At 56.6% G+C, this 19,045-nt stretch carries 16 protein-coding genes; 4 read left to right on the top strand and 12 right to left on the bottom strand.

Annotated elements, in window-relative coordinates; translation table 11 throughout:
- The first annotated feature begins 17 nt into the window (after window positions 1-17).
- The 4 genes from FFS30_RS12975 (at window position 18) to FFS30_RS12960 (ending at window position 3,578) form a co-directional block, all read left to right on the top strand.
- Complete coding sequence (locus FFS30_RS12975; RefSeq protein ID WP_137913604.1) at window positions 18-1,313, top strand: NAD(P)/FAD-dependent oxidoreductase; 1,296 nt, start codon at window positions 18-20, stop codon at window positions 1,311-1,313.
- A 7-nt stretch (window positions 1,314-1,320) separates the two neighbouring features.
- Complete coding sequence (locus tag FFS30_RS12970; RefSeq protein WP_137913603.1) at window positions 1,321-1,779, top strand: GtrA family protein; 459 nt, start codon at window positions 1,321-1,323, stop codon at window positions 1,777-1,779.
- A 178-nt stretch (window positions 1,780-1,957) separates the two neighbouring features.
- Window positions 1,958-2,647, top strand: a complete 690-nt coding sequence (locus FFS30_RS12965) for an NAD-dependent epimerase/dehydratase family protein (RefSeq protein WP_137913602.1) — start codon at window positions 1,958-1,960, stop codon at window positions 2,645-2,647.
- Complete coding sequence (locus FFS30_RS12960) at window positions 2,640-3,578, top strand: glycosyltransferase family 2 protein (RefSeq protein WP_137913601.1); 939 nt, start codon at window positions 2,640-2,642, stop codon at window positions 3,576-3,578. Before FFS30_RS12965 ends, FFS30_RS12960 begins: the two co-directional genes overlap by 8 nt.
- 25 nt (window positions 3,579-3,603) lie before the next feature.
- Here FFS30_RS12960 and FFS30_RS12955 read toward each other — a convergent pair whose 3' ends face one another.
- The 12 genes from FFS30_RS12955 to FFS30_RS12900 form a co-directional block, all read right to left on the bottom strand.
- Window positions 3,604-3,981 carry a GtrA family protein gene (locus FFS30_RS12955; RefSeq protein ID WP_137913600.1) on the bottom strand — a complete coding sequence of 126 codons (378 nt, stop codon included), beginning with the start codon at window positions 3,979-3,981 and terminating at the stop codon, window positions 3,604-3,606.
- Window positions 3,982-4,022: 41 nt separating this feature from the next.
- On the bottom strand, window positions 4,023-5,804 hold the full coding sequence (locus tag FFS30_RS12950; protein ID WP_137913599.1) for a sugar translocase: 1,782 nt from the start codon (window positions 5,802-5,804) through the stop codon (window positions 4,023-4,025).
- Window positions 5,805-6,072: 268 nt separating this feature from the next.
- Window positions 6,073-6,747, bottom strand: a complete 675-nt coding sequence (locus tag FFS30_RS12945) for a class I SAM-dependent methyltransferase (protein ID WP_137913598.1) — start codon at window positions 6,745-6,747, stop codon at window positions 6,073-6,075.
- A gap of 200 nt (window positions 6,748-6,947) precedes the next feature.
- Window positions 6,948-9,122, bottom strand: coding sequence for a hypothetical protein (locus FFS30_RS12940; protein WP_137913597.1), 2,175 nt, complete (start codon window positions 9,120-9,122; stop codon window positions 6,948-6,950).
- A gap of 157 nt (window positions 9,123-9,279) precedes the next feature.
- On the bottom strand, window positions 9,280-9,909 hold the full coding sequence (locus FFS30_RS12935) for an acetyltransferase (RefSeq protein ID WP_137913596.1): 630 nt from the start codon (window positions 9,907-9,909) through the stop codon (window positions 9,280-9,282).
- Window positions 9,906-11,618 (bottom strand): glycosyltransferase, encoded by a 1,713-nt coding sequence (locus tag FFS30_RS12930; protein WP_171014597.1) that lies wholly within the window; start codon window positions 11,616-11,618, stop codon window positions 9,906-9,908. Before FFS30_RS12930 ends, FFS30_RS12935 begins: the two co-directional genes overlap by 4 nt.
- 11 nt (window positions 11,619-11,629) lie before the next feature.
- On the bottom strand, window positions 11,630-13,927 hold the full coding sequence (locus FFS30_RS12925; protein WP_137913594.1) for a glycosyltransferase: 2,298 nt from the start codon (window positions 13,925-13,927) through the stop codon (window positions 11,630-11,632).
- On the bottom strand, window positions 13,927-14,784 hold the full coding sequence (locus tag FFS30_RS12920; RefSeq protein WP_212742474.1) for an ABC transporter ATP-binding protein: 858 nt from the start codon (window positions 14,782-14,784) through the stop codon (window positions 13,927-13,929). The genes FFS30_RS12925 and FFS30_RS12920 overlap by 1 nt, the downstream gene beginning before the upstream one ends.
- A complete protein-coding gene (locus FFS30_RS12915; protein ID WP_137913593.1) occupies window positions 14,673-15,458 on the bottom strand; it encodes an ABC transporter permease in 786 nt (261 codons plus the stop codon). Before FFS30_RS12915 ends, FFS30_RS12920 begins: the two co-directional genes overlap by 112 nt.
- A 3-nt stretch (window positions 15,459-15,461) precedes the next feature.
- On the bottom strand, window positions 15,462-16,613 hold the full coding sequence (locus tag FFS30_RS12910) for a DegT/DnrJ/EryC1/StrS aminotransferase family protein (RefSeq protein ID WP_137913592.1): 1,152 nt from the start codon (window positions 16,611-16,613) through the stop codon (window positions 15,462-15,464).
- Between the two features lie 11 nt (window positions 16,614-16,624).
- Window positions 16,625-17,719 carry a GDP-mannose 4,6-dehydratase gene (gene gmd, locus FFS30_RS12905; protein WP_137913591.1) on the bottom strand — a complete coding sequence of 365 codons (1,095 nt, stop codon included), beginning with the start codon at window positions 17,717-17,719 and terminating at the stop codon, window positions 16,625-16,627.
- A 121-nt stretch (window positions 17,720-17,840) separates the two neighbouring features.
- Window positions 17,841-19,004: a PLP-dependent aspartate aminotransferase family protein gene (locus FFS30_RS12900; protein WP_137913590.1), complete on the bottom strand. Its 1,164-nt coding sequence runs from the start codon at window positions 19,002-19,004 to the stop codon at window positions 17,841-17,843.
- Window positions 19,005-19,045 lie beyond the last annotated feature (41 nt).

Genomic DNA, 19,045 nt, shown 5'->3' with positions numbered 1-19,045 from the left:
AGAACGGTAATCGAAAAATGAAAAAAACTACGACGGCCGTCATCGGCGCTGGCCCAATGGGCCTGATCTGTGCGCTCGAATTGCTCAAGGCCGGCCATGAGGTCGACATCTACGAGCGCGACGACCGAATTGGTGGCATGTCCGCGCATTTCAATTTCGACGGCCTCGCGATCGAGCGCTACTACCACTTCATCTGCAAGACCGACTATCCGCTATTCGACCTGCTCGGCGAACTGGGGCTGTCCGATCGTCTCCATTGGACCGATACCAAGATGGGTTTCTACTGGAATGGCCGCCTGTACAAATGGGGCACGCCGCAAGCGCTGTTGCGCTTCGATGGTCTGGGCTTGATCGAGAAATTCCGCTACGCGCTACAGGTGATGAAGACTAAGAGCGTCAGCGACTGGACTGCGCTCGACAAGATCGGCGCATTGCCGTGGCTGAAGTCCTGGCTGGGCGAGCGCGCGTACAAAGTGCTCTGGGAGCGGCTGTTCTATCTCAAGTTCTACGAGCTGAGCGATCAGCTTTCGGCAGCGTGGTTAGGCACGCGAATCAAGCGCGTTGCGCTATCGCGACGCAATCTGTTCAATGAATCGCTCGGCTATCTCGAAGGCGGTTCGTCCACCTTGCTCGAAGCGATGCGCGCTCGCATCGAGTCGCTCGGAGGCCGTATTCATCTGCGCTCGGGTATTGAGAAAGTCACGACCGATGGCTCGGGCAAAGTTCGCGGCATCGTCGTTGCCGGGGCGGAGAGCGCGGTCGACAATGTCGTCAGCACGGCACCGATCCAGTACGTGCCTGCTCTTGTGCCCGACCTGCCCGAAGAATTCGCTGCACGAATCCGCGCGATCAAGAACATCCCGGTCGCCTGCGTCATCCTCAAGCTGAAGCAGCCGTTGAGCGAGAACTTCTGGATGAACATCTGCGACGAGAGTATCGAGATTCCCGGCGTGATCGAATACTCCAACCTCAATCCGGGAGCGGGGACGACGATCGTCTACGCGCCGTTCTACATGCCGAAGACGCATCCCAAGTACGCGCGCGACAACCAGTCTTTCATCGACGAAACGCTTGGCTACCTGCCGAAACTCAATCCTGCGTTCAAGCCGGACTGGGTGCTCGCGAGCCACTGCCATCGCTACGACTTCGCCCAGACGATCTGCCCGCCGGGATTCTCGGCGATGCTGCCGCCGATGCGCACGCCGATCAACGGACTCTATATGGCCGATACGTCCTACTACTATCCGGAGGACCGATCGATCAGCGAAAGCGTTAAAGTGGGACTGGAACTGGCACGATTGGTGGCATCGTAGAACTCCAATGGATCGCATCGAAGTCAACGAGGTGGAAATTCCGAGAGCACGTACGCCGCGGGAATTCCTGCGCTTTCTGTTTACCGGAGGCGCAGCGGCGGCAATCAATTTCTGCTCGCGCATCGTGTTGAACCAGTGGTTGACGTTCGCGCTCTCCGTCGTGCTGGCATATTTGATCGGGTTCGCTGTGGCCTTTGTGCTCTTTCGCCGCTATGTCTTCCCCAAATCGAATCAGCCGGTGCGCAAGCAGATACTCTGGTTCCTCACCGTGAATCTCGCTGCACTGGCACAAACCGTATTGATCAGCCTCTTGCTTGCCAACTACGTTCTGCCCGCCATGAGTATTTCGTGGCATTCGCACGAAATTGCCCATGCGGTAGGCATCGCAGTACCCGTGTTCACCAGCTTTCTCGGGCACAAGTATCTTTCCTTTTCTTCTGCAACGGCAGCGGACGGCAAACGATAGAAATCCTGATATCGAGAGCAATTCGACGTTTCAAGACATCGGGCGCCTAAATCTGCGCTCGAGCAGCACCCACACGCCGACTAGCTATCGGCCGCGCAAATGGCTATCGTTTTTGTGCAAATCAGGAAGTGACGGCGGTCAACGACGACGTCTTGGATAGTGCAACCAGGGATTCTGCATGATTATCGGCTCCGGTCTCCTCGCAAGAGCATTCATTCCAGTTCGGGCCTCGCTGAAGGATGTGTGCGTATATGCAGCCGGAGTCTCGAATTCATCCTGCTCGTATGAGTCCGAATACCAACGCGATTCCTCGCGGCTGCAAGCTACCCTAGCGGATACGCCGGACAGCAAACTGTTCGTTTATTTCAGTACCTGCAGCATTGTCGATCCAGGATCTGTCGACAACCGCTATACGCGGCACAAATTCGAGCTCGAAGCATTGGTGCGCCGGCGCCGCAGGTTCCTTATCGCCCGGCTACCCCAAGTAGCAGGCAGTACACCGAATCCGCACACGATACTGAACTATCTGTACGCGAGGATCGTGCGTTCCGAACGATTCGATCTATGGCGGTTCGCTCGACGCAATATCATTGATGTTGAAGACGTCGCCAAGATCACCGTCGACCTTATCGAGCAGGGGAGCGGCGACCACGACTTCGTCAACATCGCCAACAGCCGCGACTATTCGATGGAGGAGATCGTCGCCGCCCTGGAAGCAACGACGCAGCACGCGGCGGTGTTCAATTCAATCGAAAAAGGCGCCGAATATCACATCGACACCTCGACAATTGCCGAGTCCATACGCAGATGCGGCATATCGTTCGACGACGGCTATCTGCTCAGAACATTGGAAAAGTACTATGCCTGACCCGAATCTGCCCCTCATCGATACCTCGATAGTCGTACCCGTGTATCGAAGCGAGAAGATCCTTCCGCATCTGGTAGCTAAAGTAGCCGATGCCATGGCCGGTACTTCGCATCGTTTTGAACTGATCCTGGTAAACGACGCCAGCCCGGACGACAGTTGGAAAGTGATTCGGCAGCTCGCGCAGGAACACGCTTTTGTAAAAGGCATCCGACTGGCCAAGAATGTCGGTCAGCACAACGCCACTATGGCCGGTTTGTCGCAGGCAACGGGCGAAGTCGTCGTAATCATGGATGACGATCTGCAACATCCGCCGGAGTCCATCCTGCGCCTCGATGACGCGATCCGCTCGGGTTTCGATGTGTGCTACACGCGCTATGAGAACCGCCAGCATGCGGCGTGGAAGAGAATCGGCAGTTGGTTCAATGATCGGGTCGCGGGAATTTTGCTGAAGAAACCGCGCGGACTGTATCTATCGTCGTTCAAAGCGTTGCATGGGGATATCGCCCGGCAAGTCGTGCAATACGACGGACCGTTCGCCTACGTGGACGGCCTCATTCTCGACATTACGCACAACGTGCACGTCATTTCCATCCAGCATCAAGAACGGCTTGAAGGCAAAGGCAATTACAACCTGCGCAGATCGATATCGTTGTGGCTGAAGATGGCGACGAGCTTTTCCGTGTTCCCGCTTCGTCTCGCAACGGCGCTCGGCATGATCTTGACCTTCCTGAGCTTGGTCGCCGTTGCCCTGGTCGTCCTCAATAAGCTGCTGCATCCGGAGTTGCCGGCAGGATGGACGTCGCTAATCGCTGTGATTCTTCTCGTCGGCGGCCTGCAGACTTTTTGCCTTGGCGTGGTCGGAGAGTACTTGGGCAGGACCTATCTCAAGGTCAACAAAAAGCCCCAATTTGTAATTCGGGAGATCACGTGAAAACTGGTTTTTAATCAAAAATAGCTCAGATTTTCTTCGAAAAGACAAACTTCGAGTTAATTACAAATCCAACAATCACATAGACTGCGCAAGAAATAATTTGCGACAAAAACGGATTCCAGCCGGCCTCCAAAAGAGCTTTCAGCACACAAAAATTTGCAGAGAACGCAATCAAAAATCCGACAAAAAAGCGAACAATCTCTCGGCCAGAATGATTGTTTGATTGAAAAACAAAGAAGCGAAACTGCACATACGAAAGTACCAAGCCGACCAAATAGCCGAGCACATTGCTGAGCGTCGCGCTCATTCCGAGAAACATGCAGGAAAATATTACCGCATAGCCTACGGCGCTGTTAGCCAAGCCAGCAACGGAATATTTTATTAGTAGATTTTTCCACATCATGCGAACATCAATGTTTGATCTACCTTGATAGCTAGCATTCTTCAATGAGTCAACTTGAAGAAAACAACGTTTCCATCCGATCTCTCTAATATCGGCGCCGATCCAATAGCGCGGGAGAAATCGTCGATGATCGACACCCCTCTGTCGGCGAATCCTCTGCGATCGATATAAATTCCAGAGAAGCCTAGATTTTGGATTGCAACAATCTGCTCAGGCACACTCTTTTCTGCCAACCCCCGGAAAAATAAATCCCCCTCTCTGCCCTGCATTCCGCCAAAACTCCAACGCAAGGTTTTCGAGTTGGTGAACCCGGTAGCCAGCTCATAACCGCCTAGTTTCTGAAGTGGCCCGAAGTCTGGAAATCTCATATATGGCAATTGATAGATCGCCGACTCCGGTGGCATTGATGCCTCTATCTGGTGAATGAATTCTTCATCTACAGCCGCCGCTGCGGATCCGGCGGCAACAACCGAGCGATATGATGAGGGTGTCTGGTCCCAAAGCCCCGCGATTGTTGCCACGATTGCACATAGTGATGCGACAAATGAACTTCGATTGATGCGGGCACACCCATCGAGCAAAAGGCAAAATGCTAAAATAGAACCGAATTCAATAAAGATGCTTATTCGATCCCAGCCTCGAATCAACGGCGTTACGAGGATTGCGAACAAGACATTAAACCCTCCGACCGTTGAAATTAACAGCAGAGAGACAACCACCATGGCAGCTACACCAAAGGCCGGGCCAATCGGTTTTTGAACAAGGCCCGCCCCTACCGACAGCAGAATCGCCAGAAAACCTATGACGCCGACGATTCCCAGGGAAGCCGTTGTATTGGCGAGAGGGAAAGTCGAGTTATACATCGCGGTGAACGACCTCAGCGCTTCAACACGATGATCCGGCTGTGGCAGCAGCAGGGTCATTATCTTCAAAGAATACACTTCAGTCTGCAGCGGCACTCGCTGCGCAACCTCATGGTTTACGGCATGTGTTTGTCGATACACGATACTCGGCAAAAGGTTCAGTACGCAGCCGGAGAAAATCAGCACGCAGAAGAGCAGCGAATTTCTCAACGGGCGAAAAGTTACGGTCTTGAAGCTCGACGCTATCCCACAAACGAGCAGCACGATTGCTCCGAAAAATGCGTAGTAAATCCCAAACGAACTGAGCAAAAACGCCACAAACAAAAGGGATATCAACCGCCTTGGTTTTCGCAGCCCCCAATGCGTCTGTCCATAATAAATAAGATTTTTTCCATAATAAAAAAAAAGTGGTATACCAAAATACCAAAGATACAAATCGTGCCCGTACATCAATCGCGAAAAATGAAATGGCGCAAAGGCGAAAAGAATTGCTGCCATCGCGCAGTATATTTTTCTGATGTCGAATGACCTCAGAACAATGAACGCCGTGATAAATATAACGGGGAAGCTTAGGAGAAAATATAAATCCACAGCCGAAAAAACCGAACCCGTAAGATTTCCCAGAATCTTATAGATCAGAAAGCTACCCGCATCGGAGTTAGGAAAATCGTACGTTGTCGACCCAAAAGGAAATCCGCTTCGCTCGTTTATAAAATACCAGCCCTCGATCGATCGCTGCGCCATCCAGTGGAAAAACAAGGCATCACCGGCATACACATACGGGAGTCGAATGGATGGGACCAGACCGTTAGGCCATCCCATCAGCAAAATGCTGGCGAACTGAAAAGAGAAAATCGCACCGAGTATCAGCCACCTCCAGTCCGATATGAGATATTGCAGCAGCCCCTTCTCAACCGGAATTGATTCGTCTGAAATCTTTTTCGTTGCTTGAGAATTCATATACTCACCTGATGCAGGGCTCCGCCTGCCTTATACGTACGCCGATACTCAGATTGTCGCATTCACACTTCGTATCGACTTGACTGGCCACGGAAGTGTGATAGCCAATCGCCTTACGAAGCCATACGGAGAAAGCGCCTCAAAAATTTTCCGACGGCAATGTCGATTCCAAATAAATTTTGTAACGGAAGCTCAACAGTTCCACTTTTTTCGAACTCACGCAGACGCAAATGGCCCCCTCGGTTTTATCCAATTGTTCAGCGTTTAACTACTTGTTCGTCAATTCCAGATAGTACTGCGCACCGAGAGGTAACCACCCGAGCCAGTGCTCGATGGGCCGCAGAGCAGCGAGCGGCTTGGGAAAGAACAAGGTGTATTCCTTCTTCCTTACCCGCAGTCCGGCGCCCGCGGCTTGCATCATCAGGACATTGCGCGGAATCATCTCCGCATCGCGATCGAAAATGCATCGCTCGAAAACGTAGCGAGTCAACGGATTCAGCGGATTGTGCTCGAATATGCCCATGGCGGCGCCGGGCTGCAGCACATTCGCACATTGCGAAAGCCGTGTCGGCATCTCCACGCGAGGTATGTGGTGGAAAACGTTTGCGGCAAGGATGAGATCGTATTTTTCTTCCGCAACCTGTTGCCAGTCACTTGTTACATGCGCTGCTCCGCAGCGTCCCTTGGCCAGATCCACGGATTCAGTGGATGGATCAAACCCGAATATCTGCGAATGTGGAAATTTCTCGGCGAGAAAGATCAGACTTCTTCCCGCTCCGCAGCCGAAGTCCAGGATGCGCGTAATTGTCTTTCCGGCACACCTCCGGGCCAGATGTTCAATCTTGTAGCGGGCGAAGTATTCGCTCTCCTCCATTCCCGGCGGCATTGCAGCTACAAGATCTTGATCGTAGCTCTTGGCATAGCGATCGAATTCGTTATCCATAATTCTCTTGATCCTGCGATCGACCCATAGGCGCCGGCTGGACGATCGATGTTATCGATGCCGAAATAGGCGTGTCGCCGGCTTCGCGCAAAGCAATTTTACTCATCTGCAATTCCACCGCACAAACCCGGCAGGATGCGCGGTATTCAAGAACGTTGAGGCAGTCACCTGCCGCCTATGCGCGAAAAACTTCAACACTCTTACTTTCCGGTTCCTTGCCCAAGTGGTACTAGACTGAACGAATGCAGGCTTACCGAAAGCCCATAGTAGTCCGGATCGATCGGCGACGTGAACCCGATCTGATTGACGCCTGCGCGTAAAACGCCTGGCGCCACTCGCGCCTCGCATCGATAGAACGTTGTCCAGCGACACTCGACGTCGTGGCCATTGAGGCTGATCTTTGTGGCGTCGTGGATTTTCTCGCTGGCGAACATCGTGAAGTCTACGCGCAACGAATAATCTGTCTCGATCGGGGCGAGATCGAAAAAGAGGGCCGCGTTCGTACCGATCTTCCACGAGAAGGTCACCGGATACGGCTGGGTAAAGTCCCATTCAATGCCACGCCATCCAAAGCCCCGAATCGGAGGCGTCATGCTCCACCAACGTCCGAAACTACTCTCATAACGCGCGCTCGCGCTCGCATCTCCGAATGAGCTTGCGTAAAAGCTCCAGTCACTGTCGACAAGAACGGCGCGGTATCTGCGCGCGAAAACATCTTGACCGCTTTGCAGATTTGTCCGGTGCGTTTGCATAGCCGATCTGGGGGTCACACGCCCATCCACATCGACGTCGAGTACTACGGCATCTTTCTTCGCGACCAGCCAGTCGGCAATCGGCGAATCGTCCGCTGCGCGAAAAACCCATGCATCATTCGTTTCCTCACAGGCCCCCTTGTGCCCGTCCCGATCGACATCTTCCCATTCCAAAATTTGCGCATGGCAAATTGAAACCCGCTTCAATCTTCGCCCATAGATGTATTCAAGCGCGAATCGCAAATTGGTCGGGACGAACATCCATGTCTGTCCGAGATAGCCGCTATGGTCGACCACGATCAGGGTCTTATTTTCCGAACTGCCGTCGAAATTCTCTACGATGCCACGCAGCAAGCGTTTTTGTTCTTCAGCGATACCCACGTAATGGTGGAATTGAACTAGCTGTGCGCCAAGTCCGAGTGCCAGCAGCGCGGAAGCCACGCACCAGAACAAAGCCGTTGCAGCGAATCTCGCCGCCAGCAACAGGGTGCACCAAAAAACGGCAGCGCCAAAAGAGGCATAGAGAAAAGTGCGCTGACTGACGGCCACGTGTGAGATCGACAGCAGATACGGCAAATATCCCAGAGCAACGGCGGCCAAACCGATGCAGCCAAGCCGGAGGATACGAAGCGGATTCGGAACCACTTCTTGGTATTTGCGGGTGAGTATCCATACCAGGCCTATCAGCGCAAACACGGCAACGCCCAGATAGACGTAGCTTTGATATTCACTGACCAGCATTTTGAACGCGTCGAGCCAGCCGCCGTAGACAGCTCGCGCCATGCCAACCGAGAAGAGTTTCGGCAGCGCGTTCTTGAGTGCGGGAATCCAACCTTGCCCGTTGAGCAGGGTGGCCTGATACGTGGCGACCTTGTGGGACATCCAAAACGCGTAGACGCCATATAACACGCCCGCCGAAGCCCATATCAACAACAGGCCAAATCGTCTGCGCAACTCGTTGAGACAACCGTGCACACCGTCGCGCGCGATGACCAGCAAGAGAGGAATCGCCAAACAAATCAGGGCGGCCTCATACATGAGCGCCGCCGAGAGCAGCAGCGCTGCGGCGCCCAGGGCAAGCAGCGTGCTCTTGCTGCCGCGATCCCACGCCGCGAGGTAGACGCAGCACGCCAGTAGGCCCAGCGTGAGCGACCAGTTGATATGCAGCGCCCGGAACGGGAACTGCATCGTATCTGCCGGATACACGATGACCAGGGCGCCCGCAACGAGCGCGACGACCAGCGATCCGCTCGCGCGGAAAACCAGTTCACTCGATGCACAGCCTTTCAAAGTCAGCGCGAGCATCAGCAGGACATGCCAGGACACGAAGGAGTCTGGTCCGAAGACATAGGCGAGCGCGAATGGAAGGTGACCCAATGGCCGCAATATGTCCGACATCGGATGCGTGAGGTCGAGGAAGAACGTCGGCCCCAGACGCGCCATGTTGCTGAGCTCGGCCCACTCTTCGATCAAACCGGTCATGGCGAGGCCGAACGGCAGCCAGATCACTGCGACGCACACCGCAGCGACGGTGAAAAATATCGCCCAGCGCGCGAGAACGCTCATCTCTACTGCCGGCGTGCGCCGTCGGCCAGGACTCGGATTAATCAGATCAATCGACACCGCGGCCCCCTAAGCCAGTTCGGTCCGGCCAAGCCGGCAAAATATCGTCGAGAATTGCAAATCGTCCGTCGCGACGCTTCTGCTTGCGCGTCCAGCACGCGGACAAAATTTTTCCTCGGAAGCATCTCAGCCTGTCCGAGTTTCCTTGATCAAAGAATCAAGCGTCCTTACGCAAGGTTCTTGCAGGTACGCCGACGTATGTACCCGCGGCGGCGATGGAGCGATGCACCAGTCCACCCGCGCCGACTACGACTCGGTCGCAAACCGTCACACTATCGATAACGGTGGCCCCTGCGCCGATCATACAGAAATTGCCGATTCGGCTACGTCCCGCAATCGTAGCGTTTACCGAAATATGCGTGTAATCGCCGATTGCGCATTCGTGTTCGACGATGGCTCCGGTATTGACGATGCAACCTTCGCCAATCGTCGCAGCGGGGCCGACATGACTCGAACGCGCGATGAAAGTACCTTCGCCGATGTAACTGCCGACACCGAGGGTCGCATTGGGCGCAATCAAGGTCGCGATCGGGAAGCCCGCTTGCCGGAATTCTCCGATCTGGCGCTGACGCGTGTCGCCATTGCCGGAGGCGCTGAAGACAGCCCAGCCTTCCGGCATGGATCGACCCCAGGCGGCGAGCACCTCGAAATCCTGGAAAGATTCGCCTTGGCGTGCATTCGCATCGACGAACAACAGCTTCGATATACCCGCAGCCAATGCCACATCGGCGACGCTGCGGGCATGCCCGCCGAAACCGAAGATTACCAGCCCTGCCGGCGTCTTCATGCCACGCGCAAACGATTTGCAGCGCCGGGCAGCGCTTGTTCTTTGCCCGCGTCGGCGATGCGCTCCAGCGCATCGATATGCTCGTTGACCACGTCGCCCCAGGTCCGTTTCGCCAAAACGGAATAGGTCTTGGCTTGCAGCTGCAGCAACGCATCGCGGTGCTCGATGGCCCATTCGATGCGTTTGGCCATGTCGCGCCAATCGTAGGGCTCGAAGAAGGTCGCCGCCTGCAATTCAGAGTCGGTAAGAACTTCCTCGGCCACCGGAATCCGCGCCATCACTACCGGAGTGCCGACCGACAGGGCTTCGGTGAAGGTGAACGGACAGCCGCCCTCGCTCAAGCTCGGATTGACCGCAAGATCCGCCAGCTTGTAGCAGGCCGCCAATTCATGCACCGGCAGCTTGTAGAGACACAGCACATCGTTTTGCAACGAAAACTTCTCGATCAGCTCGCGCACAGGAGAAAACTCCTGCGGACTGCCGGTCAGCAACAATTTATGTCCAATGTGACGCTTCCTGAGCAAGTATTCGTAAGCCGTGATCAGCGCCGTCAGGTTCTTGTTCGGACGGAACTGTGTGGCATAGAAGAGATACTTGAACGAAGAGTTCAGGAACTCCGCCGAGTAGCCCGGCACGGAAGACCTGGCCAACGCACTGCGTATGAGTATTTTGCAGTAGAACCGTTCCGTCGCACCGCCGTCGGCGACGTTCTTCACACTGACCCACCGACTGAGATCGCTCGGCGCATGAAGGATGGTGGTGACGTCTTGCGGACGAACGCCATAACGTTCGACCAACGTTCCGTACTTGATCGCGTCGCTATAGGTGACGAAGTTCTGGCCGCCGCGTATCGCCTCCTCGACGGCCTCGAACGACTTCAAATATCGACTGCCGCCGGTCTTCGAGAACGTCACGGGGAATTCCGTCAGGACGACATCAGGCACGCACATGAGCTTTGGCGATCGAATCTTGTTGAACGCCGGCCAGAATGCAGAAGGGCTGTACCATGCACGGACGTCTTTCATGCCGTGAATGAGGCGAAGCATTCTTTCGCTTTCTGCCTCCTCCATGTACTTGTAGAGCTGTAGCACCCACTCGTTGTCTTTTGGCGCATGCAGCAATGCGCCGAAGCGGGAGGCAAGATACTGCAGTTGGGCAACGCCGATCCCCTTCGCCCGTTTCAGCGCCTCTTGTCGCACGAAGGCCGTGGCCGCACGCACACCGCGCTTCAAGCCGACAACAGCCGCAAACGCGACGACGGCAATCAGGAGAATCGGACTCAACAGCGCTGCGAGCAGCAGAAACAACACTCCGAACACCGCCAGTTCGAGAAACACTGGAAGCAGTGCGAAGACAGAATAGGCGTTACCGAGCCGACGCTCGATATGGCTGACCCACCAATTCAGCCGGTGCGTCAACGACGAAATCACGCGGTACCAAAGACTGCGATTGCGCACTCGATTCTTGTAGCGCACATACGCTTCGTACCAGCGCAGGATGACCGGCTTGCCGACAGGCGTGATCAGCTCGAAGCTGCCGGTGACGCCCTCTGTCTTGAACAGCGCCTGCAACCCTTCCTTCGCCCAACTCGGGCAGACCAGAACGAAGTGCAGATCCTTCCTGTCCTCCGCTCCTTTGAGAAACGACGCCATGTATCGCCCGAGGCCGTCATGCCGAAGATCGACGGTGGGCGGGTAAGCCAGGTACATGCCATATCGTTTCACAGACATTCGCGCACCACCTTCCAATATTCGCCGGCCAACTCGTCGATCGACTGCTTTGCGAGAACGTCCTTGGACGGCAGAAGATTCTTTCTCTCCCGCCAGGTGGCCTCCATCGCTTTCAGAATCTCAGCCATATTTCTCGGCCGCGTGGCGTCCATCCACTCGAGGTTGAGCGAAAACTGGGTATCCATTTCCCGCATCGCCGGATAGTCGCTGCTCAACGCCGGCACACCGAATGCCGCCGCCTCCACCACGCTGAAAGTGCCGTTGTCCATGCTTCCGGCATGCCAGAGGAACGCTGCTCCCGCCAAGGTCTTGCGGTAGCTTCCTTCCCCAAGCTCACCGAGCCAGCGCACCCGCTTCTTCAGAACCTTGCTGCTGTTGAACAATTCCGCGCATTTCTGCAGGTGCGACGGTGGGTTCTTCATCAAACCCGCGGTATTCACGCCGGTAACGACACACTTCAGCTGTCCGTCGAGTTCTTCATAGTAGATCTTGAGAGCTTCGATCGCGCGCTCGTGATTCTTGTGCGGGGCGGCATTCGTCGTCCAGAGAAAATAGTCTCTTTCTTCGACCGCTTGATCCTTTACTGACTCCAATTTTGAATAGGCAGGAGCGAGCATCGGTAATTTGAATAGCTTTTCGCCCGGCACGCCTGCGTACTGCAACGCATCGCGATAGGTGAACTCGGTTGTCACCATCACCCCCGCGGCGCGGCGCGCGGCGGCAAGAAATGTCTGGTCGGCACCAGGCGACATGATGGAGACGTAGCGCTGCAGATAGTCGTAGACCATCAGAAAATATGGGCGTAAAGGGAGCAAAGGCATGGAAAGCCGGTCAGACACAACAATCCACAGATCGCAATCCAACAGGTCGGCAACGCCATCACTCGGACTGATGTAGAGCAGCGACTGGGGCTCCCATCCTTCATGCCCGGCGAAGCGCATCGCCCGCCGCGCTTCAATGCCGTCCAGCGTGCTCCATGCGTACGGCCGCCTGGCGACGCCTTCTGGAAGATCGTCGAATTCCTCGTCTGGATACAAGGTGCGATCGTCGAGATGCAAGAGCACCACTTCCGCGTCTTCGCCGAATTGCCGACTACCGACGGAAATCGCCTGTGCGAGCAATTTGGCCGCGCGCAAAGTGCCGCCGCGATAGCCCACCGGGATGATGACAGCTATGCGCTTTTTTCGAGTGATGAGCGCAGGCTGATTTTCGCGGCCTGCCTGAAGATCTTCGACGACCGCGCGCATGCCCTCTCGCCACGCGTCCACGCAATTGTCGGCCCGCATCGGATCGAGCAACACGAGTTGGCTCTTGCAGATTTCCTCGATCAGGCCGCGGTCGTTGTCCAATAGCCGCTTTATTTTCCGTCGCGCGTCTTCGATCGTCTTGCAGCGCCCAGGCAAACCCTTACCACCCAAACGGTCGAGCAGGCCGCCGGCCATGAACACGAGCGGCATTCCCGCACGAACCGCCTCGAACGGGTGATAGTGAATATGGTTCGGCTCGGTCGAGTGGTAGAACATGAGCCGGAACTCTCTCATGTTTCTTTCGTGCACTTCCTGCGGCACGAAGCCCAGTACATTGGGCTTGCCCGGATCGATCGCCTGCGTCCCACCTATCGCATGCGGAAGATCACCGAACGATTTTTTGAAGTCGTTGTATACTTTTTCATAGTAGTCGTTGGTCGCGATATTGGGACAGACGAAGAAAATCTTCGCATCCCCACCAGTCCAGCGATCGTTGACCTCCGTATTGGCCAAGCCGAGCGGCAGGTACAGACGACGGCGCGCGATGTAGTCGGGCTCGACCTTGTGCAGATGCGGATACGCCTCTGCAAACCAGATGCGCCGCCCCATCGACTTGAATTTGTATACACCCTCGTTCGGTGACATCATCTTCAAGATGCTGTCGTAGGTGACACCTTGTGCAACGCCATACGTGCGCCACAACGCGACGCCTTTGAAATTATTGGCGATGCTGGTGAGGATTTCCGGCTTGTAGAAGATAAAGAACAGGACGTCGAAGTGTTTGTTCGCGATGTCCCATGCCTGCTTCGACGGAGAGCAGTACCAGTCCTGCTCGTTGAGTATCGCAAGATCGTCCGCCGGAATCGTCAGGTTCGCATCTTCCTCGTAGGTGACGGATGCGGAACGGAACTCGATGTCCGGAAGATATTTTTTCGGCAGGAAGATTTCCTTCACACCGATTCGCTTCAACATCGGCACTTCGAACTTTCGCGCCGACGTGTGATTCAGCAACCACATTACGCGCAGGGGTTTGTCGCTCATCACGCCAGTCCGTTCAATCGCTTGTAAGTGGTGATGCTTTCTTCCATCGGGCCGTCGAAGCGCAGTTCGCCGTGATGAAACACCAAGCCGCGTTCGCAGGTGGCGCGCAAAGTGACGAAGTCGTGCGAGGCCAGCAGAAGAACTTCGGAATTCTCTATCAATTCGCGAATGCGCTGCTTGGCCTTGACCATGAAATTGGCGTCTCCGGCGCCGATCACTTCGTCGAGCAGCAATACGTCGCCGCCGACCGCCGTGGTAATCGCAAACGCCAGGCGCACGAGCATACCCGCCGAATACGTCTTGATCGGATAATCGATGAATTCGCCCAAATCGGCGAACGCGACCACTTCATCCTCGATGCCGCGCATGAATTTCGGCGTGAGCCCGAGCAGCAACCCGCGATAGAGAATGTTTTCCCTTCCGGTCGCATCGGGCTCGAAACCCAAGCTGAGGTCGAACATCGAGCGCACGATGCCCTGCACCGACCGCGTCCCTGCAGAGATCGGATAAAGCCCTGCGACCACTTTGAGAAACGTACTTTTTCCCGCGCCGTTATGGCCGAGCAAACCCACGCGTTCGCCGGAGCTGATATCGACACTGACGTTCTTCAGCGCCTTGATGTCCTGCACCTCGACCTTTTCTTTTCCAACGCTGAATAACTTGGCCAGAGCGGTCTTCAGCGACCGCTCCTTGAAAGCGGTCGACGCATAGCACAGGTCGACATTTTTCAGGGAAATGAGAGTGCTCATAGATAGAAAATGACTTTCTTCTCTGCACGGCGCCCGCACACCCAAGCTATCAGCGACAGCACGACGATCAGGCCGAAACAGTAGGCGTAGTTTTCTGCGGTCGGCCATTCACCCTGCAGAAGCGGAGCACGCACGATCTGCAACAAATGGTATAGAGGATTGTAGTCGACGAGAAAATCCAACTTGCCGTTGCGAAACGCCTTCGCCTCGAAGTAAATCGGAGAAACGAACCACATCGCCTGCAGGATCAGCGTCATCGCATAAGGGAGATCGCGAAACCTCGTCGCGACATAAGCGAGCAAAGTCGACGTAGGCCACATGATCAGCGCGACGATGGGGAAAATCGTCAACGCCGCCAACCAGGGCCAGCCGAAATTCTCCGGCATCGCCAGCAATACCCAAATCACCAAGCCGAGACTGGCCAGCAGAAGAACGACCAGATTCGTCAGCACCGTCCTAAGGGTATAGATCGCCAGCGGATGGCCGTACTGCTTTATGTACGCGTCGGCCTGGACGAACGAGAGCGAGCCGCCGACCGCACACGCGGCGACGAAGTCCCACACCACAATTCCCGACAGGATGTACGGAGCGTAGCCCTTGATGGGCGTATTGAGCAGATTGCTGAACACGAACGAGATCAGCAAGGTCATGCCCAAGGGCTGGATCAGCGTCCACAATATGCCGAAGAAAGATCTTCGCCAGCGCGAGCGAAGATCCGACATGGCCAAGTGGACCCAGAAATGGCGGGCCGCCCATATGCCTCTGAAGTAGCTGCCGGCCATCGCTCAGATCGCGGAGGCGACCGCGGCGGAGCGCTGCGCTTCGGCAGACTTCGATCCCGCCGCTCTCGAACTATTTTCAAAGTAGGTGCGAATCGCACCGCAGATTTCGCCGACCTCGGCCGCCGTCAGCGCGGGATAACTCGGCAGATTGATGCCGCGCGCCGACAACGACTGCGCAACCGGGAAATGTCCCTCCGCCGCGCAGTGCGGCAAGGTGTGGCAGGGATGGAAAACCGGCCGCGTCTCCACGCCGGCGGCTTTCAGATGATCGCGCAGCGGCTGCCTGTCGGCGGCATCGTCGACGGCGATGGAGCACATCCAGTAGGAATGGACCGTGTCCGGCAGCTCGTCGTGGAATTTCAGCGGTAACCCGCGCAGCGCTTCGCGGTACCAGTCCGCGACCTGCCGTTTTTTCGCGATAATCGACTCCGCGCTTTCGAGCTGGGCCAAGCCGATCGCCGCGCAGATGTTGGTCATGCGGTAGTTGTAGGCGACGATGTCGTGCCAGTACTCGCGCGCGGGCGAAACGCCCTGGTTCTTGAGATGGTAGGCGCGCTCGATCACCGCCTTGTCCTTGGCCACGACCATGCCGCCTTCGCCGGTCGTGATGGTCTTGTTGCCGAAGAAGCTGAAGGTCGCGATATCGCCGAACGTACCGACGTGCTGGCCGCGATAATAGGTTCCGAATCCTTCCGCACAGTCCTCGATCAAGAGCAGCTTGTGCTCTTCGCAGATGCGCACGAGGCTGTCCATGTCGCAAGGCAAACCGTATAGATGGACCGCCATCACGGCACGGGTCTTCGGCGTGATCTTGCGCCGCACGTCTTCCGGGTCGATCTGCCAGGAGTGTTCGAGCGAGTCGACGTAAACCGGCTTGGCGCCGGTCTGCAAGATCGTGTTCACCGAAGCGACATAGGTCAGCGACGGCACAATCACCTCATCGCCCGGGCGGATTCCGACCGCTTCGAGCGCGAGATGGATCGCGACGGTGCCGTTGCATACGCTTGTGGCGTGAGGCGATCCGATGTACTTCGCGAAACCGGCTTCGAACCTGCCGATGAACTCACCCTTGGAAGAGATCCAGGTCGAGTCCAGGCATTGGTTGACGTATTCCTTCTCGCGACCGGTGAAGAACGGCTGATATACGGGGATCATGAGCCGTCGTCTCACTCGTTGTAGTTGAAGTACTTGAACCCGTTCTGGCGCGCCAGCTCGTCGCGCTGCGCTTCCTTGAGATCCTCGCGCATCATCTCGGCGACCAGTTCCTGGAACGTCGTGCGCGGCTCCCAACCGAGCTTCTGCTTGGCCTTGCTCGGATCGCCGAGCAATGTCTCGACCTCAGCCGGCCGGAAGTAGCGCGGATCGACGGCGACGATGCACTTTCCGCTCGCCTCGTCGTAGCCCTTCTCTTCCTCACCGACGCCCTGCCAACGGATGCCGATACCGATCTCCTTCGCCGCGAGATCGACGAATTCCCGCACCGAGTGCTGCTGGCCCGTCGCGATGACGTAGTCCTCAGCGGCCTGCTGCTGCAGCATAAGCCACTGCATTTCCACGTAATCGCGCGCGTGGCCCCAATCGCGCAAGGCATTGAGGTTGCCCAGATACAGGCATTCCTGCAGGCCGAGCTTGATTCGCGCCAGCGCGCGCGTGATCTTGCGCGTGACGAAAGTCTCGCCGCGAACCGGCGATTCGTGATTGAACAGGATGCCGTTGCACGCGTACATGCCGTACGCTTCGCGGTAGTTCACCGTGATCCAGTACGCGTACAGCTTGGCCACCGCATACGGCGAGCGCGGATAGAACGGTGTCGTTTCCTTCTGCGGAATTTCCTGCACGAGGCCGTACAGCTCGGAGGTCGAGGCCTGGTAGAAACGCGTCTTCTTTTCGAGCTTCGCGATGCGGATCGCTTCGAGCAGGCGCAGCGCGCCGAGCGCATCCGAATTGGCCGTGTATTCCGGTTCCTCGAACGAAACGGCGACATGACTCTGCGCCGCAAGGTTGTAGATCTCGTCCGGCTGAACTTCCTGCACGACGCGGATCAGACTCGACGAATCGGTCAGGTCGCCGTAGTGCAGGGTCAGATCGAAGCCTTTGTTGTGCGGATCGTGGTAGAGATGATCGATGCGATCCGTATTGAACAGCGATGCGCGCCTGCGCAGGCCGTGCACCGCATAGCCCTTGGCGAGCAGCAGTTCAGTCAAATAAGCGCCATCCTGCCCCGTAATGCCCGTGACGAGGGCAACCTTCTTCTGGCTCATAAAGCTCCGATTACATCCAAGGAAATTCGATATTTGCGGCCCCCAACCGCTGAATTTGGCATTTTACCCCGGGTTTCAGCTGCGGCGCAGCAATCGCTGCGCCGGCCGACCCGGTTTCTTCTCAGCTTAACGCCGTCGTCAGCTCCGCGCGCAGGTCGTGCACGTCTTCGACGCCGACCGAGAGACGGATCAGTCCGTCGCTGATGCCGAGGCGCTTGCGGTTCGCCGCCGGGATCGACGCATGGGTCATGATCGCCGGATGTTCGATCAGGCTTTCGACACCGCCAAGCGATTCGGCCAGTGCGAACAGCTCGCAGCGCTCGAGCACGCGCCTCGCCTTGCGCAGGCCGCCGCGAACTTCCACGCTGATGATGCCGCCGAAGCCATCCATCTGCTTCTTCGCCAGCGCATGTTGCGGATGCGATTTGAGCCCTGGATAGATCACGCGCTCGATCGCCGGATGCTTTTCCAGCCAGCCGGCAAGTTCCATCGCGCTTGCGCAGTGCGCGCGCATACGTAAATGCAGGGTCTTGAGTCCGCGCATCGCGAGAAACGCGTCGAACGGACCTGCGATTGCGCCGACCGAGTTGTGCAGGAACGCCATCTGCTCGGCGAGTTCATGATTCTCGCCCGCGACGACGATGCCGCCGACCATGTCGGAGTGGCCGTTGAGGTATTTGGTCGCCGAATGCAGGACGAGATCCGCGCCGTATTCGAGCGGCCGCTGCAGCATCGGCGAACAAAACGTATTGTCGACGACGAAGATCAGACCATGTTTGCGTGCGAACGCACCGACTTTGGCGAGGTCGACCAAGGTCAGCATCGGATTGGTCGGCGTCTCGGCCCAGATCATGCGCGTGTTCGGCTTCAGCGCGGCCTTCAGCGCAGCCTGATCGTTGAGGTCGAGGAACGTGAAATCGAGCCCCGCGCTGCGTCGGCGCACGCGCTCGAACAACCGGTAGGTGCCGCCGTAGAGATCGTTCATCGCGATCACATGGCTGCCCGAATCGAGCAGATCGAGCACCGTGCTCGCCGCGGCGAGGCCAGAGCCGAACGCATAGCCGCGTGTACCGCCTTCGAGGTCGGCGACGCAGCGCTCGTAGGCCATGCGCGTCGGATTCTGTGTGCGGCTGTATTCGTAGCCCTTGTGCACACCGGGGCTGGACTGGACGTAGGTCGAAGTCGCGTAGATCGGCGTCATGATCGCGCCGGTCGAGGGGTCCGGGGACTGGCCGGCATGGATGGCGCGCGTGCCGAGGCCGAGGGATTTGCTTGACTTGGTCATGGATTGGCTTTTCTTTGGAAAGTACGGTCACGCATCATTGC

This window comes from Rudaea sp. 3F27F6, from assembly GCF_005503555.1.
In the GTDB taxonomy this organism is placed as follows: Bacteria; Pseudomonadota; Gammaproteobacteria; order Xanthomonadales; family Rhodanobacteraceae; genus Rudaea.
The sequence above is the reverse complement of the archived record's forward strand: the minus strand, read 5'-3'. Positions and strand labels throughout refer to the sequence as shown.

Coding starts and splice junctions, on each gene's coding strand:
- FFS30_RS12960 (WP_137913601.1), top strand. CDS start 2,640: ATGCCTGACCCGAATCTGCCCCTCATCGATACCTCGATAGTCGTACCC.
- FFS30_RS12925 (WP_137913594.1), bottom strand. CDS start 13,927: ATGAGCGACAAACCCCTGCGCGTAATGTGGTTGCTGAATCACACGTCG.
- FFS30_RS12900 (WP_137913590.1), bottom strand. CDS start 19,004: ATGACCAAGTCAAGCAAATCCCTCGGCCTCGGCACGCGCGCCATCCAT.
- FFS30_RS12950 (WP_137913599.1), bottom strand. CDS start 5,804: ATGAATTCTCAAGCAACGAAAAAGATTTCAGACGAATCAATTCCGGTT.
- FFS30_RS12955 (WP_137913600.1), bottom strand. CDS start 3,981: ATGATGTGGAAAAATCTACTAATAAAATATTCCGTTGCTGGCTTGGCT.
- FFS30_RS12945 (WP_137913598.1), bottom strand. CDS start 6,747: ATGGATAACGAATTCGATCGCTATGCCAAGAGCTACGATCAAGATCTT.
- FFS30_RS12915 (WP_137913593.1), bottom strand. CDS start 15,458: ATGGCCGGCAGCTACTTCAGAGGCATATGGGCGGCCCGCCATTTCTGG.
- FFS30_RS12970 (WP_137913603.1), top strand. CDS start 1,321: ATGGATCGCATCGAAGTCAACGAGGTGGAAATTCCGAGAGCACGTACG.
- FFS30_RS12920 (WP_212742474.1), bottom strand. CDS start 14,784: ATGGCCGACCGCAGAAAACTACGCCTACTGTTTCGGCCTGATCGTCGT.
- FFS30_RS12935 (WP_137913596.1), bottom strand. CDS start 9,909: ATGAAGACGCCGGCAGGGCTGGTAATCTTCGGTTTCGGCGGGCATGCC.
- FFS30_RS12930 (WP_171014597.1), bottom strand. CDS start 11,618: ATGTACCTGGCTTACCCGCCCACCGTCGATCTTCGGCATGACGGCCTC.
- FFS30_RS12965 (WP_137913602.1), top strand. CDS start 1,958: ATGATTATCGGCTCCGGTCTCCTCGCAAGAGCATTCATTCCAGTTCGG.
- FFS30_RS12975 (WP_137913604.1), top strand. CDS start 18: ATGAAAAAAACTACGACGGCCGTCATCGGCGCTGGCCCAATGGGCCTG.
- FFS30_RS12910 (WP_137913592.1), bottom strand. CDS start 16,613: ATGATCCCCGTATATCAGCCGTTCTTCACCGGTCGCGAGAAGGAATAC.
- gmd (WP_137913591.1), bottom strand. CDS start 17,719: ATGAGCCAGAAGAAGGTTGCCCTCGTCACGGGCATTACGGGGCAGGAT.